This is a genomic window from Priestia sp. YIM B13490 (genome assembly GCF_042787735.1).
Classification (GTDB): domain Bacteria; phylum Bacillota; class Bacilli; order Bacillales; family Bacillaceae_H; genus Priestia; species Priestia megaterium.
In genome coordinates this window covers 867,232-892,245 of sequence record NZ_JBHZOT010000002.1, presented here as the reverse complement: position 1 = coordinate 892,245, position 25,014 = coordinate 867,232, and the positions used below count along the sequence as shown (strand labels likewise).

22 protein-coding genes are annotated in these 25,014 nt (G+C 38.8%); 13 read left to right on the top strand and 9 right to left on the bottom strand.

Translation table 11 applies throughout. The features are described 5' to 3' along the window. Positions 1-41 precede the first annotated feature (41 nt). The 10 genes from asnB (at position 42) to ACFX4R_RS09755 (ending at position 15,491) form a co-directional block, all read left to right on the top strand. Positions 42-1,889, top strand: a complete 1,848-nt coding sequence (gene asnB / locus ACFX4R_RS09800) for an asparagine synthase (glutamine-hydrolyzing) (protein ID WP_025749930.1) — start codon at positions 42-44, stop codon at positions 1,887-1,889. Between the two features lie 316 nt (positions 1,890-2,205). After that, entirely contained in the window at positions 2,206-3,738 is a 1,533-nt protein-coding gene (locus ACFX4R_RS09795; protein ID WP_043980535.1) for a phytoene desaturase family protein, read from the top strand. Further along, positions 3,735-5,192, top strand: coding sequence for a phytoene desaturase family protein (locus ACFX4R_RS09790; RefSeq protein ID WP_377569444.1), 1,458 nt, complete (start codon positions 3,735-3,737; stop codon positions 5,190-5,192). Before ACFX4R_RS09795 ends, ACFX4R_RS09790 begins: the two co-directional genes overlap by 4 nt. A gap of 58 nt (positions 5,193-5,250) precedes the next feature. Next, the gene (locus tag ACFX4R_RS09785; protein WP_340447622.1) at positions 5,251-6,099 is read left to right on the top strand and encodes a phytoene/squalene synthase family protein; all 849 of its coding nucleotides are present in this window, start codon (positions 5,251-5,253) and stop codon (positions 6,097-6,099) included. 427 nt (positions 6,100-6,526) lie between these two features. Beyond that, positions 6,527-8,041, top strand: coding sequence for an alpha-amylase family glycosyl hydrolase (locus tag ACFX4R_RS09780; protein ID WP_165575573.1), 1,515 nt, complete (start codon positions 6,527-6,529; stop codon positions 8,039-8,041). Positions 8,042-8,107: 66 nt separating this feature from the next. After that, positions 8,108-9,142, top strand: coding sequence for a LacI family DNA-binding transcriptional regulator (locus ACFX4R_RS09775; protein WP_377569442.1), 1,035 nt, complete (start codon positions 8,108-8,110; stop codon positions 9,140-9,142). A gap of 347 nt (positions 9,143-9,489) precedes the next feature. Next, the gene (gene pruA, locus ACFX4R_RS09770; RefSeq protein WP_014461625.1) at positions 9,490-11,037 is read left to right on the top strand and encodes an L-glutamate gamma-semialdehyde dehydrogenase; all 1,548 of its coding nucleotides are present in this window, start codon (positions 9,490-9,492) and stop codon (positions 11,035-11,037) included. 23 nt (positions 11,038-11,060) lie between these two features. Beyond that, positions 11,061-12,266 (top strand): ornithine--oxo-acid transaminase, encoded by a 1,206-nt coding sequence (locus ACFX4R_RS09765; RefSeq protein ID WP_377569440.1) that lies wholly within the window; start codon positions 11,061-11,063, stop codon positions 12,264-12,266. A 103-nt stretch (positions 12,267-12,369) separates the two neighbouring features. After that, a complete protein-coding gene (locus ACFX4R_RS09760; RefSeq protein WP_377569438.1) occupies positions 12,370-14,049 on the top strand; it encodes a M20/M25/M40 family metallo-hydrolase in 1,680 nt (559 codons plus the stop codon). A gap of 23 nt (positions 14,050-14,072) precedes the next feature. Next, positions 14,073-15,491, top strand: coding sequence for an amino acid permease (locus tag ACFX4R_RS09755; protein WP_043980524.1), 1,419 nt, complete (start codon positions 14,073-14,075; stop codon positions 15,489-15,491). 27 nt (positions 15,492-15,518) lie between these two features. On the opposite strand, the gene ACFX4R_RS09750 is transcribed toward ACFX4R_RS09755, so the two are convergent. The 3 genes from ACFX4R_RS09750 to ACFX4R_RS09740 all read right to left on the bottom strand — a co-directional run bounded on the left by ACFX4R_RS09750 (position 15,519) and on the right by ACFX4R_RS09740 (position 18,531). Then, positions 15,519-16,931 carry a sigma-54 interaction domain-containing protein gene (locus tag ACFX4R_RS09750; protein ID WP_028407442.1) on the bottom strand — a complete coding sequence of 471 codons (1,413 nt, stop codon included), beginning with the start codon at positions 16,929-16,931 and terminating at the stop codon, positions 15,519-15,521. Between the two features lie 104 nt (positions 16,932-17,035). After that, the gene (locus ACFX4R_RS09745) at positions 17,036-17,899 is read right to left on the bottom strand and encodes an SDR family oxidoreductase (protein WP_016763019.1); all 864 of its coding nucleotides are present in this window, start codon (positions 17,897-17,899) and stop codon (positions 17,036-17,038) included. Positions 17,900-18,039: 140 nt separating this feature from the next. Next, complete coding sequence (locus ACFX4R_RS09740; RefSeq protein ID WP_013055376.1) at positions 18,040-18,531, bottom strand: YajQ family cyclic di-GMP-binding protein; 492 nt, start codon at positions 18,529-18,531, stop codon at positions 18,040-18,042. A 255-nt stretch (positions 18,532-18,786) separates the two neighbouring features. Here ACFX4R_RS09740 and ACFX4R_RS09735 point away from each other — a divergent pair, with 255 nt between their 5' ends. Then, on the top strand, positions 18,787-19,650 hold the full coding sequence (locus ACFX4R_RS09735; protein ID WP_013055377.1) for a CvfB family protein: 864 nt from the start codon (positions 18,787-18,789) through the stop codon (positions 19,648-19,650). Between the two features lie 34 nt (positions 19,651-19,684). Here the strand turns inward: ACFX4R_RS09735 and ACFX4R_RS09730 are convergent, their stop codons facing one another. After that, positions 19,685-19,816 carry a DUF3941 domain-containing protein gene (locus ACFX4R_RS09730; RefSeq protein WP_013055378.1) on the bottom strand — a complete coding sequence of 44 codons (132 nt, stop codon included), beginning with the start codon at positions 19,814-19,816 and terminating at the stop codon, positions 19,685-19,687. Between the two features lie 52 nt (positions 19,817-19,868). Further along, positions 19,869-20,729 (bottom strand): DegV family protein, encoded by an 861-nt coding sequence (locus tag ACFX4R_RS09725; RefSeq protein ID WP_043980523.1) that lies wholly within the window; start codon positions 20,727-20,729, stop codon positions 19,869-19,871. 256 nt (positions 20,730-20,985) lie between these two features. Between ACFX4R_RS09725 and ACFX4R_RS09720 the strand changes: the two genes are divergently transcribed. Beyond that, complete coding sequence (locus tag ACFX4R_RS09720) at positions 20,986-21,825, top strand: YitT family protein (RefSeq protein ID WP_025749916.1); 840 nt, start codon at positions 20,986-20,988, stop codon at positions 21,823-21,825. Positions 21,826-21,861: 36 nt separating this feature from the next. On the opposite strand, the gene ACFX4R_RS09715 is transcribed toward ACFX4R_RS09720, so the two are convergent. The 3 genes from ACFX4R_RS09715 to ACFX4R_RS09705 form a co-directional block, all read right to left on the bottom strand. Next, entirely contained in the window at positions 21,862-22,623 is a 762-nt protein-coding gene (locus tag ACFX4R_RS09715; RefSeq protein ID WP_377569436.1) for a DUF3813 family protein, read from the bottom strand. A gap of 3 nt (positions 22,624-22,626) precedes the next feature. Next, positions 22,627-22,776 (bottom strand): hypothetical protein, encoded by a 150-nt coding sequence (locus ACFX4R_RS09710; RefSeq protein ID WP_013081728.1) that lies wholly within the window; start codon positions 22,774-22,776, stop codon positions 22,627-22,629. A gap of 121 nt (positions 22,777-22,897) precedes the next feature. Continuing rightward, a complete protein-coding gene (locus ACFX4R_RS09705; protein ID WP_050691042.1) occupies positions 22,898-23,710 on the bottom strand; it encodes a Cof-type HAD-IIB family hydrolase in 813 nt (270 codons plus the stop codon). A gap of 235 nt (positions 23,711-23,945) precedes the next feature. On the opposite strand from ACFX4R_RS09705, the gene ACFX4R_RS09700 reads away from it, so the two are divergent. Further along, a complete protein-coding gene (locus ACFX4R_RS09700) occupies positions 23,946-24,254 on the top strand; it encodes a metal-sulfur cluster assembly factor (RefSeq protein WP_013055384.1) in 309 nt (102 codons plus the stop codon). 30 nt (positions 24,255-24,284) lie between these two features. On the opposite strand, the gene ACFX4R_RS09695 is transcribed toward ACFX4R_RS09700, so the two are convergent. Continuing rightward, on the bottom strand, positions 24,285-24,983 hold the full coding sequence (locus ACFX4R_RS09695) for a Crp/Fnr family transcriptional regulator (RefSeq protein WP_162213613.1): 699 nt from the start codon (positions 24,981-24,983) through the stop codon (positions 24,285-24,287). Positions 24,984-25,014: the final 31 nt, after the last annotated feature.

Below are 25,014 nucleotides of genomic sequence, written 5' to 3'. Positions count from 1 at the left end.
TTCATTCATAAACAAGAGCGTGAAAGAAAGGATGATAAACGATGTGTGGTATAACGGGTTGGGTCGACTTAAAGCGATCGCTTTTAAATGAAACAGCAACAATAACAAAAATGGCTGACACTTTATCGAAAAGAGGTCCTGATGACACCAACGTATGGACACAGCAGCATGTTGCTTTTGGGCACAAACGCTTAGTTGTAGTAGATCCTCAAGGCGGAAGACAGCCCATGACAAGAGAAAAAAATGAACAGCTCTATACGCTTTGCTATAATGGAGAGCTTTACAACACGGAAGATATTCGGAAAGAATTACTAAAAAGAGGTTATCAATTTCAGGGACATTCAGATACGGAAGTACTTCTAACATCTTATATAGAATGGAAAGAATCATGCGTAGATCATTTTAACGGTATCTTTGCTTTTTCAATCTGGGATGAAGCCAATGAAAAGTTATTTATAGCACGCGACAGAATGGGAGTGAAGCCCTTATTCTATCGATCTTATGAAGGTGGAATTCAATTTGCATCGGAATTAAAAGCGATATTAGCTCATCCTGAGGTGAAAGCGGAAGTAGGATTAGATGGATTAGCAGAAGTGTTTGGCTTAGGACCTTCTCGTTCTCCCGGCCACGGCGTATTTAAAGAAATAAATGAATTGCGCCCGGCTCACGCGCTCACGCTTACTCGTAACGGGTTGAAAATTTGGCGATACTGGAACGTGAAAAGTGAGCAGCATACAGATGATTTAGGTGAAACTACAGAAAAAGTTAAATTTTTAGTGCAAGACGCGATTGTAAGACAGCTAGTGTCGGATGTCCCGGTTTGTACATTTTTATCAGGTGGAGTAGATTCAAGCGCCATTACAGCAATTGCTGCAAATGCGTTCAAAGAAAGCGGCAAGGGCTCTCTTCATACGTATTCTATCGATTATGAAGACAATGATAAATTTTTTAAAGCAAATGAGTTTCAGCCAAATTCTGATGGAACTTATATCAAGCTCATGTCGGATACGTTTCAAACAAATCATCACCGCTGCATTATTTCAACGGAGGACCTTGTGCAGCATTTAACAGAGGCTGTAGAGGTGAGAGACCTTCCTGGAATGGCTGATGTAGATTCATCGCTGCTTTGGTTTTGCCGTGAAATCAAACAAGATTTTGTCGTGAGCTTATCAGGAGAATGTGCGGATGAAATTTTTGGAGGATATCCGTGGTTTCACCGAAAACATGATTTGTCTTCGGATACCTTCCCGTGGATGCGTTCATTAGATGCTCGAATTGATTTGCTGCAAAGTTCATGGAGAAAGAAATTACAGTTAGAAGATTATGTGCGTGCAAGATATGAAGAAACATTAAAGGAAGTGCCTGAATTAGAGGGTGAATCGTTAGAAGATGCGCAGCGGAGAAAGCTGTTTTATTTAAATCAGATTTGGTTTATGACAACTTTATTAGATCGTAAAGATCGTATGAGCATGGGCGCGAGCTTAGAAGTACGGGTACCTTTTGCAGATCATCGCCTTGTGGAATATGCATGGAATATTCCGTGGGAGATGAAAATGACGGGCAATAAAGAGAAGGGGATTTTACGAAAAGCGCTTGAAGGAATTTTGCCTCATGACGTTCTTTATCGCAAGAAAAGCCCTTATCCTAAAACGCATAACCCAGCTTATACAAAAGCTGTAACTGTATGGCTTCAATCTCTTTTACAAGATAAACAGTCACCTCTTCATGAATTTTTTGATAAGCAACAGTTAAAGCATATTATTGATACAGGCGGAGAAGGATTTAAAGCACCGTGGTTTGGTCAATTAATGACAGGACCTCAGCTGCTAGCTCATCTAGCTCAAATTCACGTCTGGTTTACTCACAATAATATTCAAATTGTGGAATGACAGGACCCTCTCAGTACAGAGGGTTTTTTTTATGAAATAAAGTCATCTGTTTCTCTTTTTTGTACGTTTAACTAGAGAAGAAGACCGCAGTCTATTTTTGTATAACTTTACATAGATATAAAATAAAAGCTTGAAAGCACCGAATAAAGGGAAAGTGTACTGAAACCCTGGAAAAATGGTACAAACGTCATATTTTAATGGTTTAGTTATTGGTAATTTTATGATTCGAATAAAGACAAGCAGTTTATCGTTGTGTTTAATAATAAAGCTTTGTATAATGTTTGTATAACTATTGTATAGGATTAGGAGTGTATGTATGCAAAAAAACGTAATCGTGATTGGAGCAGGTCCAGGAGGACTAGCGGCAGCGATGCTGTTAGCAAGTCATGGCTATAAAGTAGATGTATATGAAAAGCAAGGATACGTGGGCGGGCGAAATTCAGCGATTAAAATGTCGGGTTATACGTTTGATATGGGTCCTACATTTTTGAGCATGCCACAGATTTTTGAAGAATTATTTCAAGCTGCTAATCGCAATGCGCATGATTATATGGACTTAAAACGTCTAAATCTCATGTATGAGCTTATTTTCGATGATGCGCAGATTCAGATGACGGATAACCATAAAAAGATGAAAGAAGAAATCGAACGTTTATACCCAGGAAACGGAGAAGGTTATGAGCGCTTTATGAAAGACACCGAAGCAAAGATGGCGGCTTTGCTGCCTTTATTGCAGGGCGAGATGGATCGTTTTCATCACTATTTAAAGCCTGAAGCAATTCGAGCACTGCCGCACTTATCCTTAGGTAAAACGCTCTATGATGTACTTGGCAAGTATTTCACTGATGAGAAATTGAAATTAGCTTTTACTTTTCAGTCGAAGTACTTGGGAATGTCCCCTTGGGAATGTCCAGGAGCCTTTTCTATTTTATCGTTTATGGAACATGCTTACGGTATCTTCCATCCAATAGGAGGAGTAAACCAACTATCTCAAGCAATGGCAAAAGTAGTGGAAGAACATCAAGGGCACATCCACTTAAACCAAGGTGTCCAAAAACTATGGGTTGAAAATAAGAGAGTAAAAGGAATTATTCTAGAAAATGGAGAGCGAATAGGTGCAGACGACGTCATTATCAATGGAGATTTTGCTCATGCGATGACGAATTTAATAGATGAAGGTACCCTTAAAAAATATGCAGTTAAAAAACTTGAAAAGAAAAAATACTCTTGTTCTACTTTCATGATTTATCTAGGCATAGACAAACAGTACAAAGATCTGCCTCATCACACGATTGTGTTCGCTGAAGATTATAAAAAAAATGTAGAAGAGATCACAAAAACGCTAGCTCTTTCAGAAGACCCTTCTATCTACATTCAAAACCCTGTGGTAACGGACCCAACTTTAGCGCCAGAAGGAAAGTCTGCTCTTTATATTTTAGCGCCGGTTCCAAATAATTTCAGCGGCGTAAACTGGGATGAAAAACAAAAAGATTTCCGGGATGCAGTATTAAGAATTGTAGAAAAGAAAACGGGCTTCAAAGATTTAGAGAGTCATATTGAAGTTGAAAAAATCATTTCACCAAAGCAGTGGGAAGAAGACGTGCTGGTCTATAAAGGAGCGACATTTAATCTTGGACATCAGCTCACTCAAATGATGGTGCTGCGTCCGCATAATAAATTTGAAGAATTAGAAAACTGCTGGCTAGTTGGAGGAGGAACTCATCCAGGAAGCGGTCTACCAACTATTCTGGAATCATCTCGCATTACGACAAAGCTCATCTTAAAAAGAGACGGACAATTACTGAATGAGCCGTTTAAAACCATGAAGGAAATGGAGAGTGCATTATGAGAACCGCAATTGTTGGAGGCGGCATAGGCGGTTTGATTACCGCTTTGTTATTAAGCAAACGAGGATTTTCTGTTGATATTTTCGAAAAAGAAAACAAGCTGGGCGGCCGGTTGGCGTTTGTAGAAAAAGATGGTTATAAAATTGATGAAGGTCCCACGATTGTCTTACTGCCTTTAATGCTTGAACGTATTTTAGATGAAGCAGGCATTTCTGCTTCTCAATATGAACTAATACGCTGTGATCCACTTTATGATATTCATTTTCCAGACGGTACGACCTATACAAAAAAAGCGACTGAAAAAGATCAGTTAGAGGAAATTAGCCGTTTGTTTCCAGGCGAAGAGCAAAACTACCGGCGTTTTATGACTGAATTAAAAAAGCGATTTGAATTAGGAAGTAAGGCATTTTTGGAAAAAACATTTGTAAATAAACGAGATTTTTGGACATGGCAAAACATCAAGGCATTAAAAAAAATGAATGCAAATAAATCAATGAGAAAATTTGTTTCAACGTATTTCCATGATGAACGTCTAGTAGATGCCTATTCCCTGCAATCTCTCTATATTGGAGGAAATCCTTATTCGGCGCCAGCTATTTATTCCCTTGTTCCTTACAGTGAGCATGCTCATGGCATCTATTACGTAAAAGGCGGATACGCAAGTCTTGTGCCACTTCTTGAAAAGGCGCTGATAGAGCAAGGTGTAAACATTCATTTGAATAAGGCGATTCAAGAGCTTTCTATATCAGGAGACAAAACGGAAGGGGTTATTGTTGACGAAAAACTTTATCCATTTGATCAAGTTGTTTTAAATGGCGACTTTCCTAATATGGCGAAAATTGCTCAAAAAAAAGAAAAGAAGTATGTGCCTTCGTCCAGCTGTCTGCTGCTTTATCTTGGTTTGAAGAGAAAATATGATCATCACAATGTGCATCAATACTTTATGGGCAATGATTTAGCTAAACATATGGAAGCAGTGTTTAAGCATAAAACGATTCCTGAAGATCCCGCTATTTATACATTTAATCCCTCTGTTATTGATCCATCGTTAACCCCTGAAGGGAAAAGTGTGCTATATGCACTTATACCGGTTCCATCAGGCGGCCACATTGATTGGAGCAATCAGCAAGATTTTGTTGATGGAATCATTCGAACTTTAGAAGAAAAAGGGTTTGAAGAGCTTCGTAAAGAACTAGAATGGGTAAAAGTACGCACGCCAAATGATGCTCAAGCATTTGGACTTTACGAAGGAGGAAGCTTTGGTATTGCTCCTGAGCTGTTTCAATCAGGCGTATTCAGACCCCAGTACCAGCCGTACGAATATAAAAATGTTTTTGCAGTCGGAGCATCTATTCATCCAGGCGGAGGCGTGCCAATTGTTATGCAAGGAGCAAAAATGTTAGCTGATCATCTTATTGAACAATCATCTGTTCAAACGGTTGCAAAGCTTTCTTAAGATCTTGTAAGCCATAAGGAAATGATGGTTTATCCTTTAATAGAGAAAGGGGTCCTATATGATGAACATTTCGTTAGACAAAGCGTACAATCAGTGTGAAGAAATTATTAAAGAAAACTCAAAAACGTTTTACAAAGCTTTTTCCATGCTGCCGTCAAAACAAAGAAAGGCAGTATGGGCAGTATATGCATTTTGCCGTCAAGTCGATGATATTGTAGATGAAGGATGCAACCCTGAAATAGAGCTGCAGCAATTCGAATCAGAATTTGCTCGATTTAAAAATGGAGAACTATTAAACGAAAGCGCCATGTGGGTAGCTCTGCGCAATGTATTTGAACAATATGAGATGAATGTTCAAGCGTTTGATGATATGATTACCGGCCAGAGAATGGATTTAGTAAAAAAAGAATACGATACGCTTGATGAAGTGAAAACATATTCTTATCATGTAGCGAGTACGGTAGGGTTAATGCTTTTACCGATTTTAGCTCCAACTACTCATAAAGAATTAGAAGAAGAAGCAGTTGCATTAGGCATTGCGATGCAGCTGACCAACATTTTAAGAGACGTTGGGGAAGACTTAGAGCGAGGGCGCATTTATTTACCGAAAGACCTTATGAGTTCTTACGGATATACGCGCATGCTATTAGAGAACCGGTGGGTCACTTCTGAATTTATAGAGATGTGGGAGCACCTGGCTAAAGAAGCGGAGATGTATTATATAAAAGGACTTCAGTCGATTCATAAATATCCGGTCGCTTCTCGTTTGCCTCTCACAGGAGCGGCGCATTTATACCGAGCGATTCTTGATAAAATTCGAAAAGAAAATTATGACGTATTTACAGAAAAGCACTTTGTCACAAGTCAAGTGAAAAAGAAAATTATGACATCTATTTCTACGGGGTAACGCAAAGGAATTACTTTTCCTTTGCGTTACTTTTTTTTGAAAAGATATGAAAGCGTTAACTATTATGTAAATAAGAAAAAAGTCTCAGCCAAGAAGAAATTGCTGGTTTAGATTTTGCTGAACACGGTTCATCCGCATACGAATTTCGTGAAAGTTTCGTAGCGACAGCAGATGGTAACCTTCATCCTGAATTTGGTGTTGGATTGATTGATCGATTAAATAAAGTTGGTAAAGTATCGGATAAACCTCATATCTCGAACGTAAATGAGACGGTATAGCAGCATATAGATGGAAAAAAGTGATTAAAAGTAAAAACTTTTAATCACTTTTTTTGTTTTTATCAACTTATTTAACAATAATGTAAGCGTTAACGTTATAATGGAAACAAAAGTGAGTTTGAAACAGTTCGTCTATAGGAGGGGAATAGATGAAATGGAAAAGGACAAGTATGCTGCTTATACTACTATTGCTTTTTGGAAGCAGTGCCTCAGCGCAAGATCATAAAGATATACGTGATGAGGTAATATACTCATTGATGATCAACCGTTTTTATAACGGAAGTGAACAGAATGATCGAAATGTTAACTATGAACGTTCAGATGCCTATTATGGAGGCGATTTACAGGGAATAGCACAAAAGTTAGACTATATTCAAGAGATGGGATTTACCGCTGTTTTATTAACTCCTTTTATGGAAAATGATGAGACAGGCTATCATGGATATGCGGTGACCAACCATTATAAAATAGACGATCATTTTGGAACGTTAAAAGACTTACAAAATCTTGTGAAGAAAGCACATGAGCGCAATATAAAAATTATGGTCGAATTTCCTTTGACAATCAGTAACAATCATCCCTGGGTAGCAGATAAAGAAAAACAAACATGGATAAGTAATAAATCCGGTACAGATAACGAAGTAATTAAAGCATTGCCTCACCTTAATTTAAACGAAAGCGCTGTGCAGAAATACCTTATTAAAAATGCTGCTTGGTGGGGCAAACAAGCAGATATTGACGGATATTACGTTAAAGATATCGATCAAGCCCCTTCTGCATTTATTTCATCCTTTTCTAAGACGCTAAAAAGCATGGATCCTTCTTTTCTATTAATAGGAGAAATAAACGGGGAACCATTTAAAAAAAATGAGCAGGCTGATTCGTTAGGAGTAGATTTGCTTGTAGATAGAACGCTAGCCGAAGCCACTGCTGCTACGTTTAGCGGTACTAATCGTCCGCAGAAAATGTTGTATGACAAGTGGGGAAAAGGAAGTAATCAGCCTTTAGCCAATTTTTTAGATGATGTTCATAGCACGCGTTTTACAGCACAAGCATTAAAGAGTGAAAATCATCCTGGAGCCCGAACAAAGCAAGGGCTTTCGTATCTTTATACTTCGCCGAGTGTACCAATCGTTTTTTATGGAACGGAAATTGCGCTGAATGGGGGAAAAGGAGCAGAAAATTATGGCATGATGAATTTTTTAGCTAATCCCGATATTATAGATCATTTAAAAAAACTGGCTGAACTTAGAGCAAAGTCGCCTTCTCTTCGAAAAGGAAGCTTTACCCTTGTGTCTGAGCAACAAGGTGTGGCTGTATACAAGAGAAGGTATAAGGACGAAACGACGTTTGTTGTGATTAATAATACAAAGGAAACGTCGGCCATTAATGTCCCGCTTAAAAAAGTTGGAAAAGAAAATGAACTAAGAGGGTTAATAACGGAAGGAATTATACGACCCGTTGACGATGTATACAACATTTCATTGGAGCCTGAGACCACAAATGTATATAAAGTAGTGAAAAAGTCAGGGGTTAATATTGGATATATCGCAGCGGTTGCTGCTGTTTATACGGGATTTGGCATCTTTTTGTACAAAGCATCTTCAAAAAGAAGAAAAGAAAAGAAAATTTCTCAATCTCGTAAAAAGGACAGCGCGTCGTAGTTGTCAAATTATATTGGATAAGTATTATAAGTATTAATGAAGAAAACATAATTAAGAGGTGGAATTATGGGTGTAACAATAAAAGATGTGGCAAATTTAGCAAATGTAGCCCCTTCGACGGTATCTCGCGTCATTGCAGACAGCTCAAGAATTAGTGAAAAAACAAAACAGCGCGTGCGATCGGCTATGAAAGAACTTGGTTATCACCCAAATATTATTGCGCGAAGTCTAGCAAATCAAACGACAGAGGCAGTCGGCCTAGTGATGCCGAGCTCAGCAGACAAGGTGTTTCAAAATCCGTTCTTTCCCGAAGTGCTAAGAGGAATCAGCACCGGAGCTCACGAAAACAAAAGAGCGATTTATATGTCCACTGGAGAAACAGAAGAAGAGATTTTTGCAGAAGTTGTTCAAATGGTACAGGGAAGACGAGTGGATGGATTAATTTTGCTGTACTCCAAAGTTGATGATCAAGTACTTTCTTATTTGCAAGAACAGAGCGTGCCGTTTGTAGTTATTGGAAAGCCGTTTAAACATAGTGAAAGCATCACGTTTGTTGATAATGATAATTTTAAAGCTGGAAAAGAAGCGACGGAATATTTAATTAAATCTGGACATGAGCGTATTGCTTTTATTGGCGGAAGTCTTGAATTAGTCGTTACCATTGACCGTTTAACAGGCTATGATAAAGCGATTCAAAAAGCAAACATTCCTTACCGGGACGAGTATGTAATTCATGAAGAATTTCTACAAAAGGGAGGAAAAGAAGCTGTTTGCGAACTTTTATCTCTAAAAGAACGTCCAACAGCTCTGGTAGTAGCAGACGATCTAATGGCATTAGGCGTTTTAAATACATTGGATGAAATGGGGATTTCGGTTCCTGAAGACATTTCGATTGTCAGTTTTAATAATGTTCTGATCGCCGAAATGGCTAGACCTGCTCTCACATCTATTGATATTAATATTTTTGAACTTGGTTATCAGGCTGTACGCTGCTTGATTAAGCAGATTGAAACGCCATATGCTGTTGCAGAACAAGTGCGCGTTCCCCACAAAATGATTGAAAGACAATCCTGTAAAACCATTCAAATGACGAAGAGATAACTTTATATACAAAGAGAAAAGAGGCTGGGACAAAAGTATTGTAGTTGAAGGAAGATCCGAACGAGTTTGATTCTTGATGGAGAATCAAACTTGTTCGGATTTTTTCGTTTTTAGATTGGATTGATTTTGGTATGTCTCAATATATTTTCTGTGCCAAAGATATTGGCGTTTAAAGTGCAAAAAAAAATACACACGTGCCAATTATTTTTTCCTTTATCAAAAAGAAAGAATGATATAAGTGGTGAAAACCTTGATGACAAATAGGCTGTAAAGTTTTATTAAAAGTTGGCACGCTATTTGCATAACTATAAAGTAAACAAAGATTTGCATACTAGGAGGTATATATCATGGTAGTTTCTTATTCTCATGAACCATTTACAAATTTTAAGGACGAAAACAATAAAAAGGCATTTCAAGAAGCATTAACATATGTAAATACACAGCTTGGCAAAACGTACCCGCTTGTGATCGACGGTGAAAAAGTGGAAACTGAAGAGAAAATTACGTCTGTTAACCCAGCGAATATAAAAGAAGTGATTGGATATGTCTCTACAGTAAATAAAGACTTAGCAGAGCAAGCGATGCAGTCAGCTTTAAAAGCTTTTGAAACGTGGAAAAAATGGAAAGTAGAACATCGCGCGGATATTCTTTTCCGTGCAGCGGCCATCATCCGTCGCAGAAAGCATGAATTTTCTAGTTATCTTGTAAAAGAAGCAGGAAAGCCTTGGAACGAAGCAGATGCTGATACAGCAGAAGCAATTGATTTTTTAGAGTACTATGCACGTCAAGTCCTGACGTTAAAAGATGGTTCTCCAGTACAGAGTCGAGACGGTGAGTATAATCAGTACAATTATATTCCACTTGGCGTAGGTATTATTATTTCACCCTTTAACTTCCCGTTAGCTATCATGGCTGGAACAGCAGTAGCAGCTATCGTAACAGGCAACACGATTTTATTAAAGCCAGCTGATGCCACTCCTGTAGTAGCAGCGAAATTTGTAGAAGTAATGGAAGAAGCAGGTTTACCGAAAGGCGTATTAAACTTTATTCCTGGTGCTACACCTGAAATCGGTGACTACTTAGTTGAACATCCAAAAACACGTTTTGTTTCATTTACCGGCTCGCGCGCAGTAGGTTGCCGCATTTACGAAAGAGCAGCAAAAGTACAGCCGGGCCAAAAATGGCTAAAACGCGTTATTGCTGAAATGGGCGGAAAAGATACGGTGGTTGTAGACAAAGATGCGGATCTTGATTTAGCTGCTTCTTCAATTGTATACTCTGCATTTGGTTTTGCAGGGCAAAAGTGCTCCGCTGGTTCTCGTGCTGTTGTGCATCAAGATGTGTATGATGAAGTGCTTGAAAAAGCAGTTGCGCTAACAAAAACATTAACCGTTGGAAACCCGGAAGAAGTTTCAACTTATATGGGACCTGTTATTCATGAGGCGTCGTATAACAAAGTATTATCGTATATTGAAATTGGAAAAGAAGAAGGACGGCTTGTTGCGGGAGGAGAAGCAGACAATTCAACTGGATACTTTATTCAGCCAACTATTTTTGCGGATGTAGATGAAAAAGCTCGTCTCATGCAAGAAGAAATTTTTGGTCCGGTAGTAGCATTCTCTAAAGCGCGAGATTTTGATCATATGATGGAGATTGCAAACAATACAGAATATGCATTAACAGGCGCTTTATTATCAAACAACCGCGAGCATATTGAGCGCGCTCGTGAAGAGTTCCATGTTGGAAATCTGTATTTTAACAGAGGATGTACAGGAGCGATTGTGGGTTACCAGCCTTTTGGCGGATTTAATATGTCAGGAACGGATTCAAAAGCAGGCGGACCGGATTATCTTGTTCTTCACATGCAAGCAAAAACAACATCTGAAACATTCTAATTAGAAAATAAGGAGGAGTAAATATGACAACTGAAACACAAAAAACGGTGAAAATCATTGAGCAAACAGAAAAATTTGGGGCACACAACTATCATCCGCTGCCGATTGTAATTGAAAAGGCAGAAGGCGTATGGGTACACGATCCAGAAAATAATAAATATATGGATATGCTAAGTGCTTATTCCGCTGTTAACCAAGGACATCGTCATCCAAAAATTATTGAAGCATTAAAACGTCAAGCTGATAAAGTAACGTTAACGTCACGAGCTTTTCATAATGATCAGCTTGGTCCATGGTATGAAAAGATTTGTAAATTAACAAATAAAAATATGGCTCTTCCAATGAATACGGGAGCAGAAGCGGTGGAAACAGCCATTAAAGCTGCACGCCGCTGGGCTTACGATGTGAAAGGCGTTGCTGAAAATCAAGCACAAATCATCGCATGTGTGGGCAACTTCCACGGTCGTACAATGACAGCTGTTTCCTTATCGTCTGAAGCAGAATATCAACGTGGTTTTGGACCGATGCTTCCAGGGCTTCAAACCATTACTTATGGTGATTTAGAAGCGTTAAAAGATGCTATTACACCAAATACAGCCGCATTTTTAATTGAGCCAATTCAAGGTGAAGCAGGTATCGTTTTACCTCCAGAAGGCTTCTTAAAAGCTGCAGCTGATTTATGTAAAGAACATAATGTGCTATTTATTGCTGATGAAATACAAGTTGGCTTAGCGCGTACAGGCAAAATGTTTGCTTGTGATTGGGAAGGCGTAGAACCAGATATGCTGATTTTAGGTAAAGCGCTTGGAGGAGGAGTTTTCCCTATTTCTTGCGTAGTCGCTAATGAAGACATTTTAAGTGTCTTTAACCCTGGCTCTCATGGTTCAACATTTGGAGGAAACCCGCTTGCTTGTGCCGTATCATTAGCTGCTTTGGAAGTAATTGAAGATGAAGAACTTCCAGCGCGTTCATTAGAATTAGGTTCTTATTTCAAGCAGAAGCTCCAAAGCTTAAGCAATCCAGTTATTAAAGAAGTGCGCGGCCGAGGTCTATTCATTGGGGTAGAATTACACGAAGAAGCTCGTCCTTATTGTGAAAAATTAAAAGACCAAGGTTTGCTTTGTAAAGAAACGCACAGTACGGTTATTCGTTTTGCTCCGCCGCTAACGATTTCAAAAGAAGAGTTAGACTGGGCAATTGAACGAATTGAAAAAGTATTTGCTGAGTAATCGGTTTAAAATAAATAAAAATAGTACGATATGTATATATCGTACTATTTTTATTCATATGCAGCTAAATAACGTTTTTATTTGATAGGCAGGAGGAATAGAAGTGTATATCCAACTCTCACAGCTAAGCATGGAAGAGCAAGTTGAATGTTTAACAAAAGCGTTAGTGAAAATCAAAAGTATCAATGGGACAAGCGGCGAAGTAAAGATTGCTGATTTCATTAAAAACACGCTTCAAAGTTTTCCTTATTTCAAAGAAAATCCCCTCCACGTTTGGGAACAGAAAATTAATGGCGATACGCTAGGTAGAAAAAATGTATTTGCTTTTATTCAAGGCAGCAAAAAAAATGCTCAAACAATGATTTATCACGCTCACTTAGATACGGTTGGCATTGAAGATTTTGGTCCATTAAAAGACATAGCATTAGATCCAGAAGAACTTCAGCGCTATTTCTCTACGCATAACATTAATGAAGATGTACAGCGAGATGCTCGCTCAGGTGAATGGATGTTTGGAAGAGGAGCCGTTGATATGCAAAGTGGAATTGCTGTACATTTAGCCAATGTGCTGCATTTTACTAAGCATCTAAATAAACTAGAAGGAAACGTCCTTTTTATGGTCAACCCAGATGAGGAAAGTCAGCATGCTGGAATTATTTCTGCCGTTTCTGAACTGAACCGTTTGAAAAAAGAAAAAAATCTTTCATATGTAGCAGCGATTAATACCGACTTTATTACACCTCTTTACGATGGAGATTCCACGCGCTATATTTATACAGGAGCCGCTGGGAAACTGCTTCCATGTTTTTATATTTACGGAAGGGAGGTACACGTAGGAGATACGCTTGCTGGTATAGATCCTAATTTGATTGCATCTGAGATTACAGGAAGCATCCATAACAATATTAATCTAGCTGAAAATATTGAAGGAGAGCTGGTACTGCCACCTTCCTGTCTGTATCAACGAGATAATAAAGAGGCTTATAATGTGCAAACTGCTGTAAGCAGTCATTTGTATTTTAACTATTTCATCTATGAACGAACGGCAAAAGAAGTGATGAGTCAATTAATTGGATTATCAATCGAAGCATGTGAAAAAGTGGAGAAAAAACTTTCTGATTATTACGAACTTTTTGTTTGGAGAACGAATTTACCAAAGCGAAACTTGTCTTGGAAAGTGGATGTTGTGAGTTTGGAAGATTACCTGGAAGAATTGGATCAAAAAGGGATAAATGCTCAGGCTTGTATTGAACGAGCTTTCGAACAGTATGGGCATTTAGAACTTAGAACAAGGTGCTTTAAAGTAATTGAAGAACTTCAAAAGTTAGATCTGCATCAAAGTCCGCGCGTAATTGTCTTTTTTGCACCGCCTTACTTGCCTCATAATCACTTGAAGAAAGACGAAAGCAGAGATCAGCAGCTTCTTTATCCCTTGCAAGCAGCTGTGGAGAAGGTTGGAAAACAGACGGGAGAGACGTTTCAGTTTAAAAAATTTTTTCCCTACCTAGCGGATGGCAGCTTTTTATCTCTTCATGAGACAGATGAGGAAATCGATGCTTTTACACGTAACTTTCCGGGGTGGGGGATTGCAGGGGCGATTCCTTTCCGTGAAATTCGAGAGTTAAATATTCCGTCCATCAATATAGGAGTATATGGGAAAGACGGACATAAGTGGACAGAGCGAGTGTATAAGCCTTATTCGTTCGGAGTTCTTCCTAAGTTGATTCAAGAAACAACTGTTCAGATGCTAAAAAGTAGGCATGCTTGTACAAACCACATATAAGAAAATGAAGAACGGAGGTACCGATGAATAGACATACAGAACAAAACCAATTACAGAGAACAATGAAAAGCAGACATTTATTTATGATTGCGTTAGGAGGCGTGATTGGAACAGGCCTATTTTTAGGTTCGGGTTTTACTATTAGCCAGGCAGGGCCGGGAGGAGCCATTCTTGCATATGTAATAGGCGGCTTCCTCATGTACTTAGTTATGCTTTGTTTAGGAGAGCTAGCGGTAGCAATGCCGGTTTCAGGTTCCTTTCAAGAATACGCTACAAGGTTTTTAGGGCCTTCTACAGGCTTTATGATTGGATGGCTGTACTGGTTCAGCTGGGCAAATACGACGGGGCTTGAATTTACGTCAGCAGGAATTTTAATGCAGAGGTGGTTTCCTGATGTACCTATATGGTCATGGTGCTTGATTTTTGGCGTCATTACATTTTTAATTAACGCTCTTTCTGCTCGAAGCTATGCTGAAACTGAGTTTTGGTTTTCGAGTATTAAAGTTACGGCTATTATTCTATTTATTTTAATTGGAGGAGCTGCTGTTTTTGGTTTTATCGATTTCAAGGGAGGAGAACCCGCACCGTTTCTTTCACATTTCACCCAAGGCGCAGGTCTTTTTCCAAATGGAATACTGGCAGTTTTATTGACTTTAGTAACGGTTAACTTTTCGTTTCAAGGAACGGAGCTTGTCGGCATTGCAGCAGGAGAAAGTGAAAGTCCTGAGAAAACGTTGCCGAGATCTATTCGAAACGTCATTTGGAGAACGCTGTTTTTCTTTGTGTTAGCTATGTTTGTTTTAGTCTCTATTCTGCCATACAAAACAGCAGGCGTCATTGAAAGTCCGTTTGTTGCCGTATTAGATCAAATTGGCATTCCATACGCAGCGGATATCATGAACTTTGTCATTTTAACAGCCGTTCTATCAGTGGCGAACTCCGGCGTTTATGCTGCTTCTCGTATGCTTTGGTCACTGTCAAACAGCAATATGGGGCCAAAACCTTTGAAGAAATTATCTTCAAAAGGTGTTCCAATTAACGCATTAATTGTGACAATGATTATTTCAGGGTGCTCGTTGATTACAAGCGTCGTGGCTGCTGAAACCGTATATCTTTGGTTTATTTCGATTTCAGGAATGGTGACCATTATTGTTTGGATGTCCATTTGTGCCTCTCAATTTATGTTCCGCCGTCGTTTTTTAGCGGAAGGAGGAGACATAAAGGAATTGAAATTTAAAACGCCGCTTTATCCGTTCGTTCCTATTCTAGGTTTTTGTTTGTATGGACTTGTATTAATCAGCTTAATTTTTATTCCGGATCAACGAATTGGTCTTTACTGTGGTGTCCCTTTAATCATTGTGCTCTACGTGTATTATCACGTAGGAATCAAGAAAAATATTGATCAAAAACAATCGGATTCACCGGTTTATAAAGCAAAATAAAAAAGAAGTGCACTGTGCACTTCTTTTTTATTTAGAGCGGATGTTTAATCGTTTCATACGATACTGCAAGCTTTGTCTAGTCAGCCCTAGTATCTTAGCACTTTTTGAGATGTTGTGGCTGTGTTGTTCAAGCGTTTGTTTAATACATTCTGCTTCGAACGCTAACAGCTGTTCCTTTAAAGGAAGAGAAGGGTGAAAAGCGCTTGGATAAGAAGGTGCGTCACTGCTTGCTTTATTTTCAAAATGTTCATGCTGCTTTAGCTGGAACTTCGTTCTGTATTGGAAAGGAAGGTGAGAATAGTGAATAACATCTTCGTCCATTACTAAGTTCATTGCACCTTCAATAATGTGTTCTAATTCCCGTACGTTCCCTGGCCAGTCATAAGAGAGAAAAGAAGACATGACTTGGTGATCTACGGTTTTTACATTCATCTGAAATAAATCATTGTATTTTTTGATGAAAAACTTTGTTAATTCAATAATATCTTCTTTTCGTTCACGAAGAGGAGGAATAAAAAGCGTCACGACGCCAAGTCGATAATATAAGTCTTTGCGTAATCGGTTTTCTGCAATTGCATCGATTGGATCTTCATTCATGTTCGCGATCACTCGAACGTTAACCGGTTTGTCCACTGTATCCCCAATTCTTCGTACGGTTTTTTCCTGCAGCACTCGAAGAAGCTTAGCCTGAAGATTTGGGTTTAACGAGTTGATTTCATCTAGCAGTAATGTGCCTCCTTGCGCTTGTTCGAAAAGGCCAGGATTATCCATTGCACCTGTAAAAGCTCCGCGCTTCGTACCGAACAAAAGACTTTCAATTAAATTATCCGGTAGCGCAGCACAGTTTTGTGAAATAAAAGGAGCAGAAGAGCGGCTGCTGCCATTATGTATGCTTTGAGCAAACAGTTCTTTTCCCGTGCCTGTTTCTCCAATGATTAAGACATAAGAAGGAGTTCTAGTAGCGCGCTTGGCGTCTTCAATCACATCATGAACCGCTTGACTGTTTCCAATGATGCTATCAAACGTAAAGCGTGTGTTTCCTTTTTGCCTAATGTTTTGCCGGATTAGACGCTCTAGTTTCGTCACGTCCTGAGCAATTTCAACCGCTCCTTGAATGACCCCGTCTTTTAAAATAGGGAAGGTATTATTAATCGTCGTAATTTCTTGTCCTTGATTGTTGAAATACGTTTGCTTGACGTTAACCGTTTCTTTTCCTTTTTGCAGCGCCTGTACAAGCGTGCTTTGCTGATTTTCTTTGAACATAAACACATCTAACAAGTTTTTATGTAAAACGTCTTGTTCATCCATCAGCTCCATCTTTGTCATCTTTTCATTATAAATAATAGTTTTTCCTGTTTCATCGACCGCATGGATACCGGCATCGACTTTATTTAAAATGGTTTCGTATATATGTTTAAGAGTGCTTAATGTATCGGTCATTCAAATACTCTCCTTTAGCGGTGTTCATATCTCTATTTAAACAAAAATAGCTGAATTCTGATAGTGTTTCCACATAAAAATAAATGAATGACCGAAGAGAAATGTTATCCGTTTACAATAGATCCCCCATTAATGTGCAGAACTTGCCCGGACATATAAGAAGAATCAGAGCTTGCCAAGTATACATAGGCCGGTCCGAGCTCAGAAGGCTGTCCTGCCCGTTTCATAGGTGTATTAGACCCAAATGTCGCAACTTGCTGTTCGTCGAACGTAGACGGAATAAGAGGTGTCCAAATGGGTCCCGGAGCTACGCCGTTTACGCGAATGCCTTTTGTTGCGAGCGAAGCTGATAAAGAACGTGTAAAAGCAACGATAGCACCTTTGGTTGAAGAGTAATCAATCAGCTGATCATGCCCATGGTAAGCTGTCACAGACGTTGTATTAATAATAGCGCTTCCTTGTTTTAAATGAGGCAATGCAGCTTTGGTCAGATGAAAAATTGAAAAAATATTCGTTTGAAACGTACGAGTAAGCTGTTCAGTCGTAATATCCGTAATACTTTTTTGAGGATGCTGTTCAGCTGCATTATTGACTAAGATGTCTATTTTTCCGAAAGTCTGAATCGCCTTTGAGACGACTTCTTGACAAAAATGCTCATCTCCTATATCGCCAGCAAGCAATAAACAAGAAGCTTCCATTCGTTCAACTTGTTTTTTGGTTTCATTTGCATCATCGTGTTCATTAAGGTAGGTTATGACAACATTTGCGCCTTCTTTAGCGTAATGATAAGCGACAGAACGTCCGATACCGCTGTCTCCTCCGGTGATAACAGCTACTTTGTTCTGTAATTTTCCGCTTGCCTTATAGTCTGGAGCGATAGAGGTAGGGATTGGATGCATATCTTTCTCAATACCTGGCTGAGTTTGCTGATGCTGAGGAGGGAAGTTTTGTTTTTGATTTTGATTCATTGGTATACACTCCTTAATTAATATGAGTATGTAAGCGTATACTAGTATTTGTTAAGAAAGTGTATCTATGCATAGGAATAAGCCTGAACGAATAAAAAAAGGCTTTAAAAGAAAAAATGAATGCCGGAGCATCCATTTTTTTAGCGGTAATTAATAAATTGTACGTCAATAGGTAAATCAGCGCTGCGAATAGCTGAAATAATTTGCTGCAGGTCATCACGATTTTTACCGCTTACGCGAAGCTGATCATCTTGAATCTGGCTTTTTACTTTTAAACCGGTATTTTTAATAATTGTATTTAGCTTTTTAGCGTTGTCTTTGTCGATACCTTGAATTAGCTTGGCGCGTTGTCTAACCGTTCCTCCAGAGGCGTTCTCAATTTTTCCATATGAGATATTGCGTGTAGGTACGCCGCGTTTAATAAGCTTGGAGATCAGTACGTCTTTTAACTGTTCAAGCTTAAATTCATCATCAGAAATAAGAACAAGCTCTTCGTTTTCAAGCGAGATTTCGCTTTTACTACCTTTAAAATCGTAGCGGGTTTTAATTTCTTTTGTTGCCATGGTAATGCCGTTTGTTACTTCTGATAAATCGACTTGTGACACAATGTCAAATGAACTATCTTTAGCCATAATAACCTCCATATGTAAAGAGTTTGTTCTTTTATTATAAATAAAACACAAACTGTATACAACTGATATTGAATAGAGAGCCGGTAATTGATACAATACAAGTTATGCTTTTTGTTGTAAGCTATAGAAGCAGCTTTTTTAAACAATGCATGCATTTAAGTTGATTTGAAAGTTAAAATGCTGTTCGATGCAAAGTGAGAAGGTATGTGGTGACGGAATAATCACTACTAATTTATATAAAGGATGGATAGAACGATGAATGTAGAAGCTGGGATGAAAGCGTATTTAACAGTAAACCGGGAAACGCCGATTGGTTATATGTTAGCAGAAGGTGAAGAAGAAATTTTGCTACATAAAAATGAAACAACAAGAGAACTTGCTGAAGGAGAAGAAGTGGAAGTTTTTCTATACCTTGATCAGCATGACCGTTTAACGGCAACGATGCACTTACCTCTTGTTGAAGAAGGTGTTTATGAGTGGGTCGAGGTCGTAGATGTTAATCCAGGTTTGGGCGTGTTTGTAAATATCGGCATGAACAAAGATATGTTAATTGGTTCAACAGACTTACCTGCCCTAGAAGATCTGTGGCCAGAAGTCGGAAACAAAGTTTACTGTACAATGAAGATTTCAAAGCGCGGTAAGATGTACGGAAAAATTGCTACAGACGATGTGATGAAAGCAATGGCATTAGATGCTCCGCCCGAACTTTTTAATCGTGAAGTGAGCGGATACATCTATCGCGTACTGCGCGTAGGTTCATTTATTATGACAGATGAAGGATATGTTGGATTTATTCATGAAAGCGAGAGACGCAAAGAACCAAAGCTTGGTACGTATGTAACAGGCCGCGTAATTAATGTAAAAGAAGACGGAACGCTAAACGTATCGCTTCTTCCGCGCAAGCAAGAAAGCATGGATGAAGATGCACAAGTACTATACGATTACATGGAAAGCCGCGGTGGCGTTATGCCATTTTGGGATAAAAGCTATCCGGAAGATATTCGCGAGCGCTTTAATATGAGTAAAGCTGCGTTCAAACGTGCGCTTGGTAAACTGATGAAAGAAGGAAAAGTTTATCAAGAAGAAGGATGGACATATTTTAAAAAAGAAGAAAACTAAAAGGAGAAGCCGCTGAAAATTCAGCGGCTTCTTTTTATAAGTGATCAGTTTTTTTAGAAAATGAATGTTTTCCAAGCTCACGGTTATGCTTAGCTTGCAGATTCTTTTCGTGAAGCTTTGCGTTATTATCTTTTGCTTTTTTATCGTTATCGCTCGTTTTTGGCATTGTGATACACCCCTTTTTGGTCGTATCTTTAGAATGCCCTGACCTCTTTAAATTATTCGATGGTTTCATTCAAAAAGAAGACTGCAATCGTCCCTGGGCCAGAGTGAGAACCTATGGCTGCACCAATAATATTAATAATAAAATGTTTGGTTCCAAAACGTTCTTGAATCATCTCTTTCAGCTGAAGAGCTGTTTCTAAATCATCTCCATGGCTAATTCCAATGGTTTGAGAAGAGAGGTTTTTTCCTCGCTCTTCCATTACATCAAGCATGCGCTTAAATACTTTTTTACGGCCGCGGATTTTTTCGATTGGAATCAATTTTCCATCTTCCACATGAAGCAGCGGCTTAATATTAAGCAGACCTCCTACAAAAGCAGAAGCTTTGCTCACGCGTCCTCCTTGAGCAAGAAAATCTAAGTCATTGACCGTAAAAATATGTTCCATATGCAGCGCGTATTGCTTTATTTTTTCTGTCATCTCTACTAGTGAGAGGTTCTGTTGTAGTAATTGTGCTGCATAATAAGTAACTACTCCCTGGCCAAGAGATGCACATTTCGTATCGATTATCTCTAATTGAAAATCGGGATACTTTTCTAGGAGTTCTTCTCGAATCATCATTGCTGTTTGATATGTACCGGATAATTCTGAAGAAAAAGCTAAATAAACGCATGAGTCACCTGATTTAGCTATGTCTTCAAAGACTTCATACATAGTAGTTGGAGCCGCTTGAGATGTTTTTGGCATCTTGCCTTTACGGATGGCTTCGTAGACAGAAGCTGGCTCAATCGTTTGTAGATCTAAAAATTCTTGATTATCCAGGCTTACGCGAAGTGGTAAAAAGCCAACGTTATTTTCTTGAAAAAAGGATAAAGGCAAATCGCTTGCACTATCGGTTAAAAGTTTAATTGACATAAATGTCACCTTCCTAATTGCATTTATAAAATATTAAATGAATTTGATGTATAAACATTGAGAAGCGTTATATACGACATAGTATTAGTGTATAAGCACTTTGAGGAAAATACAATTTTTGAATAAGTTTTTTTAATTCTGCCAAATCGTACATACTATATGTACTAACTATTTTAAAGATGCTGACTTTATTCATTTTATAAATGGGTATAGGAGAGTAAGAAGTTTTAAAAAAGCGGAGGTCGGTCATTTGAATATGTGGCTTGAAACAAAAAAAGCGATAGTCGTCTTGGTAGGAGCATTATTGAATGCGCTTGCGCTCAACTTGTTTTTGATACCTGCTAATGTATATTCGAGCGGCTTTACAGGAGTAGCGCAGCTTGTTTCGAGTATCGTGACAGATTACACCCCTTTTACTATTTCCACTGGAGTGCTGCTGTTGTTGTTAAATATTCCTGTAACTATTTTAGGGTGGAAAAAAGTTGGGAAGTCATTTACTGTTTACAGCTTTATCAGCGTTGCTGCAACAACTTTGTTTCTTGGAATTATTCCTATTCAAGCACTTTCTAAAGACATCATCCTTAACGCAGTTTTTGGAGGCGTTATTTTAGCGGTAGGGGTAGGAATTACGTTGAAATTTGGAGCTTCAACTGGTGGGCTCGATATTATTGCCCTGATTTTATCTCGAGTAAAGGACCGACCAATTGGCACTTATATGTTCATATTAAACGCAATTATTATCGTGCTAGCAGGTCTTTTATATGGTGCTGAGAAGTCACTCTATACGCTTGTGACGCTTTATACAACTACTCGCGTCATTGATGTTATTCATACGCGTCATGTCAAACTCACAGCAATGATCGTAACGAAAAAAGGAGTGGAGCTAAGAAAGGCGATTCACGCCAAACTTGTGCGAGGGATTACGGCGGTACCGGCTAAAGGCGGCTTTACAAACGAAGATAAAGAAATGCTGATGATTGTTTTGACTAGATACGAATTATTTGACTTGGAGCGAGTGATTAAAGAGGTAGATCCTAAAGCATTTACCAATATCGTTCAGACAACGGGAATCTTTGGTTTGTTTCGCAAGGATTAAAAAAGGTCCAGGTATTCATTACCTGGACCCTTTGTATTAATGTGTGCCTTTTAAGTCATTAGAAAGCTCTTGAAGCTGAGCTTGTTCTTCAGGAGAAGCATTTTGCTGCGCATGAGACAGCATATCAGCTGCAATGTTTTCATCAGAAGCTGCAGACGTATGAGCCTGAGACGTTTGATGATTTTGACCAGCAGCTCCCAATGTATTCTGAAGCTGCTGAAGCTGAGCTTGTTCTTCAGGAGAAGCGCTTTGCTGTGCATGAGACAGCATATCAGCTGCTACGTTTTCACTAGACGTGTGAGTTTTACCGTGAGCGTGAGACTGCCCGCCCTCTAAAGTGCTTTGAAGCTGTTCAAGCTGGCTCTTTTCTTCAGGAGAAGCATTTTGCTGTGCATGAGATAATATATCAGCTGCCACGCTTTCACTGGACGTGTGAGTTTTACCGTGAGCGTGAGACTGCCCGCCTTCTAAAGTGTTTTGAAGCTGTTCAAGCTGTGCCTTCTCTTCGGAAGAAGCATTCTGAACGATATGAGACAGCGTATCAGACGTAATGTCTGCGCTTTTCTCTTGTGAATGTGATTCTCCATCTGTATCATACGCTTGATGCAATGAGTTTTGGAATTGCTTCAGCTGCTCTTGCTCCTCAGGAGAAGCGTTAGAAGCAATACTATTTAATACGCCTTCTGAAATATCAAGCTCACCATTGCTGTGCTTTTGACGGTGAAGCTGATCTTCTGAATGGCCGGATACTGCATTTCGAATCGCATCTTTTACTTGACCAAAAAGTGAATTTTTCATAAGTTACTGTCCTCCATGAGGAGTTTGGCGCTGCTGAGCTTGAAATGCTTCTGCCTCTGCCATAGTCATATGATAAGGAATTCGTTCATCATGTTTTTGAACTGCGTCTGCACCTTGTTTCACAAAACGTTTTGATCGATTGCCTCTGCCCATCATAAATTCCTCCTCGTAATATAAATAAAACCGACACCTTAAGAAGTGTCGGTTATAGTGTGTGCTAAATAAAAAAAATGATAGCGATAAAAATTTACCTTGCTTTTCAAAAAAAGCTAAGTTATAAATTTAACGTTTTTTCCAAATAATAAGCAATACCATCATTTTCATTCGATTTTGTTACTTCACGCGCTAGCTGTTTTAATTCGTTAATGCCATTTTCCATAGCGATACCGTGTCCTGCAAATTTAATCATTTCAAAATCATTGTCTTCATCTCCAAACGCAATAATTCGTTCGCGTGGAATTTGATAATGATTAGCTACGCGCTCAAGACCTACAGCTTTATTAAGTCCTTTTTTTACAATTTCAACGACATGCCAAGGTGCTCCCCAGCGTCTATGTTCTAGTACTTCTGCATGAACATCTGAAAGGTGAGAGCGTATATCTTGTACATGTTCTTCATCTGCGTGAATTAAAATAGACGTTGGATCGTGCTGCAGCGTATGACGCAAATCACCCGTTTGTAATTTAGGATCCCCTAGGCTAAGTACATCCATTAATTTTCGATCTTCAAAATGAAGATACACATCATCTTGTACTTCTGCCATGATATTGTTGATGCGATAGTCTTGCATAGCTGTCACAATGTCATGGACAGTGCGGCGGTTTAAAGGTTCGTGATGCGTGCCGAAATCAGGCTGAAGGGGGTGATGGACAAGCGCTCCGTTAAAGTTTACGATAGGCGTGGATAAATCTAATTCGCTGTAATACATAGCACTGGAACGATAAGGTCTACCAGTTGCAATCATTACAATATGTCCTTCTTGTTTTGCTTTTTCTAATACCCGTTTCGTTGTAGGTGAAATGGTTTTTTCATTCGTTAACAATGTTCCATCCAGATCTAAGGCGATTAAGTGTTGATCGTTTCTCATATAGGGCTCCTTTTAAATTGAAGTAGTTATACGATTATATTGAATTCTACTAATACTCATGCTTGTATTCCCATATTTTACACAACTTTTCCTTAGGAGCAAAGCAGAACGATTGACATGCAAAAGCTGTCTTGTTACGGTGTAAGACATAGTTATTGATTGCTTACGATAAATTGTTTAAGGGTATATTTAATACGTGAAGATAATTACGGAAGTAAAAGAAAGGAGAATGAATATGGATAAACAGTTAGAAGATAAAATCATGGAATCACTAGAAGAAGTAATTGATCCAGAGCTTGGCGTTGATATCGTAAATTTAGGCTTAGTGTACGGTGTAGAAATGGAAGAAAACAACACTGTTATCGTGACGATGACGTTAACTTCTATCGGCTGCCCGCTGGCTGGTGTGATTGGCGAACAAGTGAAAAAACAATTAATTTCGCTTGAAGAAGTAGAAAATGTAGAAGTGAATATCACATTTAATCCGCCATGGGATAAAGATCGCATGACGCGCTACGCTAAAATTGCATTAGGTGTTCAATAAGAAAAAAGCCATCAACGATGGCTTTTTTTCTTATTCAATTCTGCACAATTCCACAGGGCAGTCCTCACAGTCTATTTCTTTCTTTAAAAAAGAAAGCTTATGAATGATGATTTTTCCATCTGCCATTGAAATCACTTCGTTTTTTCGCAACTCAGCGAGCATGCGATTGACTACTTCTCGAGATGTCCCGCATAGATTGGCGATTTCTTGATTGGTTAACGTTACGTTTAATAAAATACCATTTGGCTTCATTACTCCAAAGCTATTAGACATGCGGATCAGAGTAGAATAAAGAGCACCTTTTTTTCCATTGAGAATTAAGTCTCTAAATTTTGTCTGCATTCGCTTAATTTGTAGTCCCATCCACTTCATGTACTCCATAGAAAGAGCAGGGTATTGTGCTAGTTCGTTTTCTAACAACCGTTTTTGAATACTGATTGCCGTACAAGGTTCAATAGCTTTTGCTTGAAGCATATGGGGAGTAGATCCGCAAAACAGCATGACTTCCCCGATTAAGTCTCCGGAACTCGCCAGCTGAAGCGTCAGCTCGCGTCCTTCCGGCGTCACTTTACCTACTTGCACGGCCCCTGACGTAATAAAAAATAAATGAGTTGAAGGTGAACCTTCTTGAAAGAGAAAGTCACCTTTTTTAAACGAAAGTTTATGATCAAAGTTCATAAAAAATTGCTGCAGCTCATTTGAAAAAGAATCCGTTGTGATGTTTATCATGTTATCACCTTTTAATTAAAATTTTTGCGAC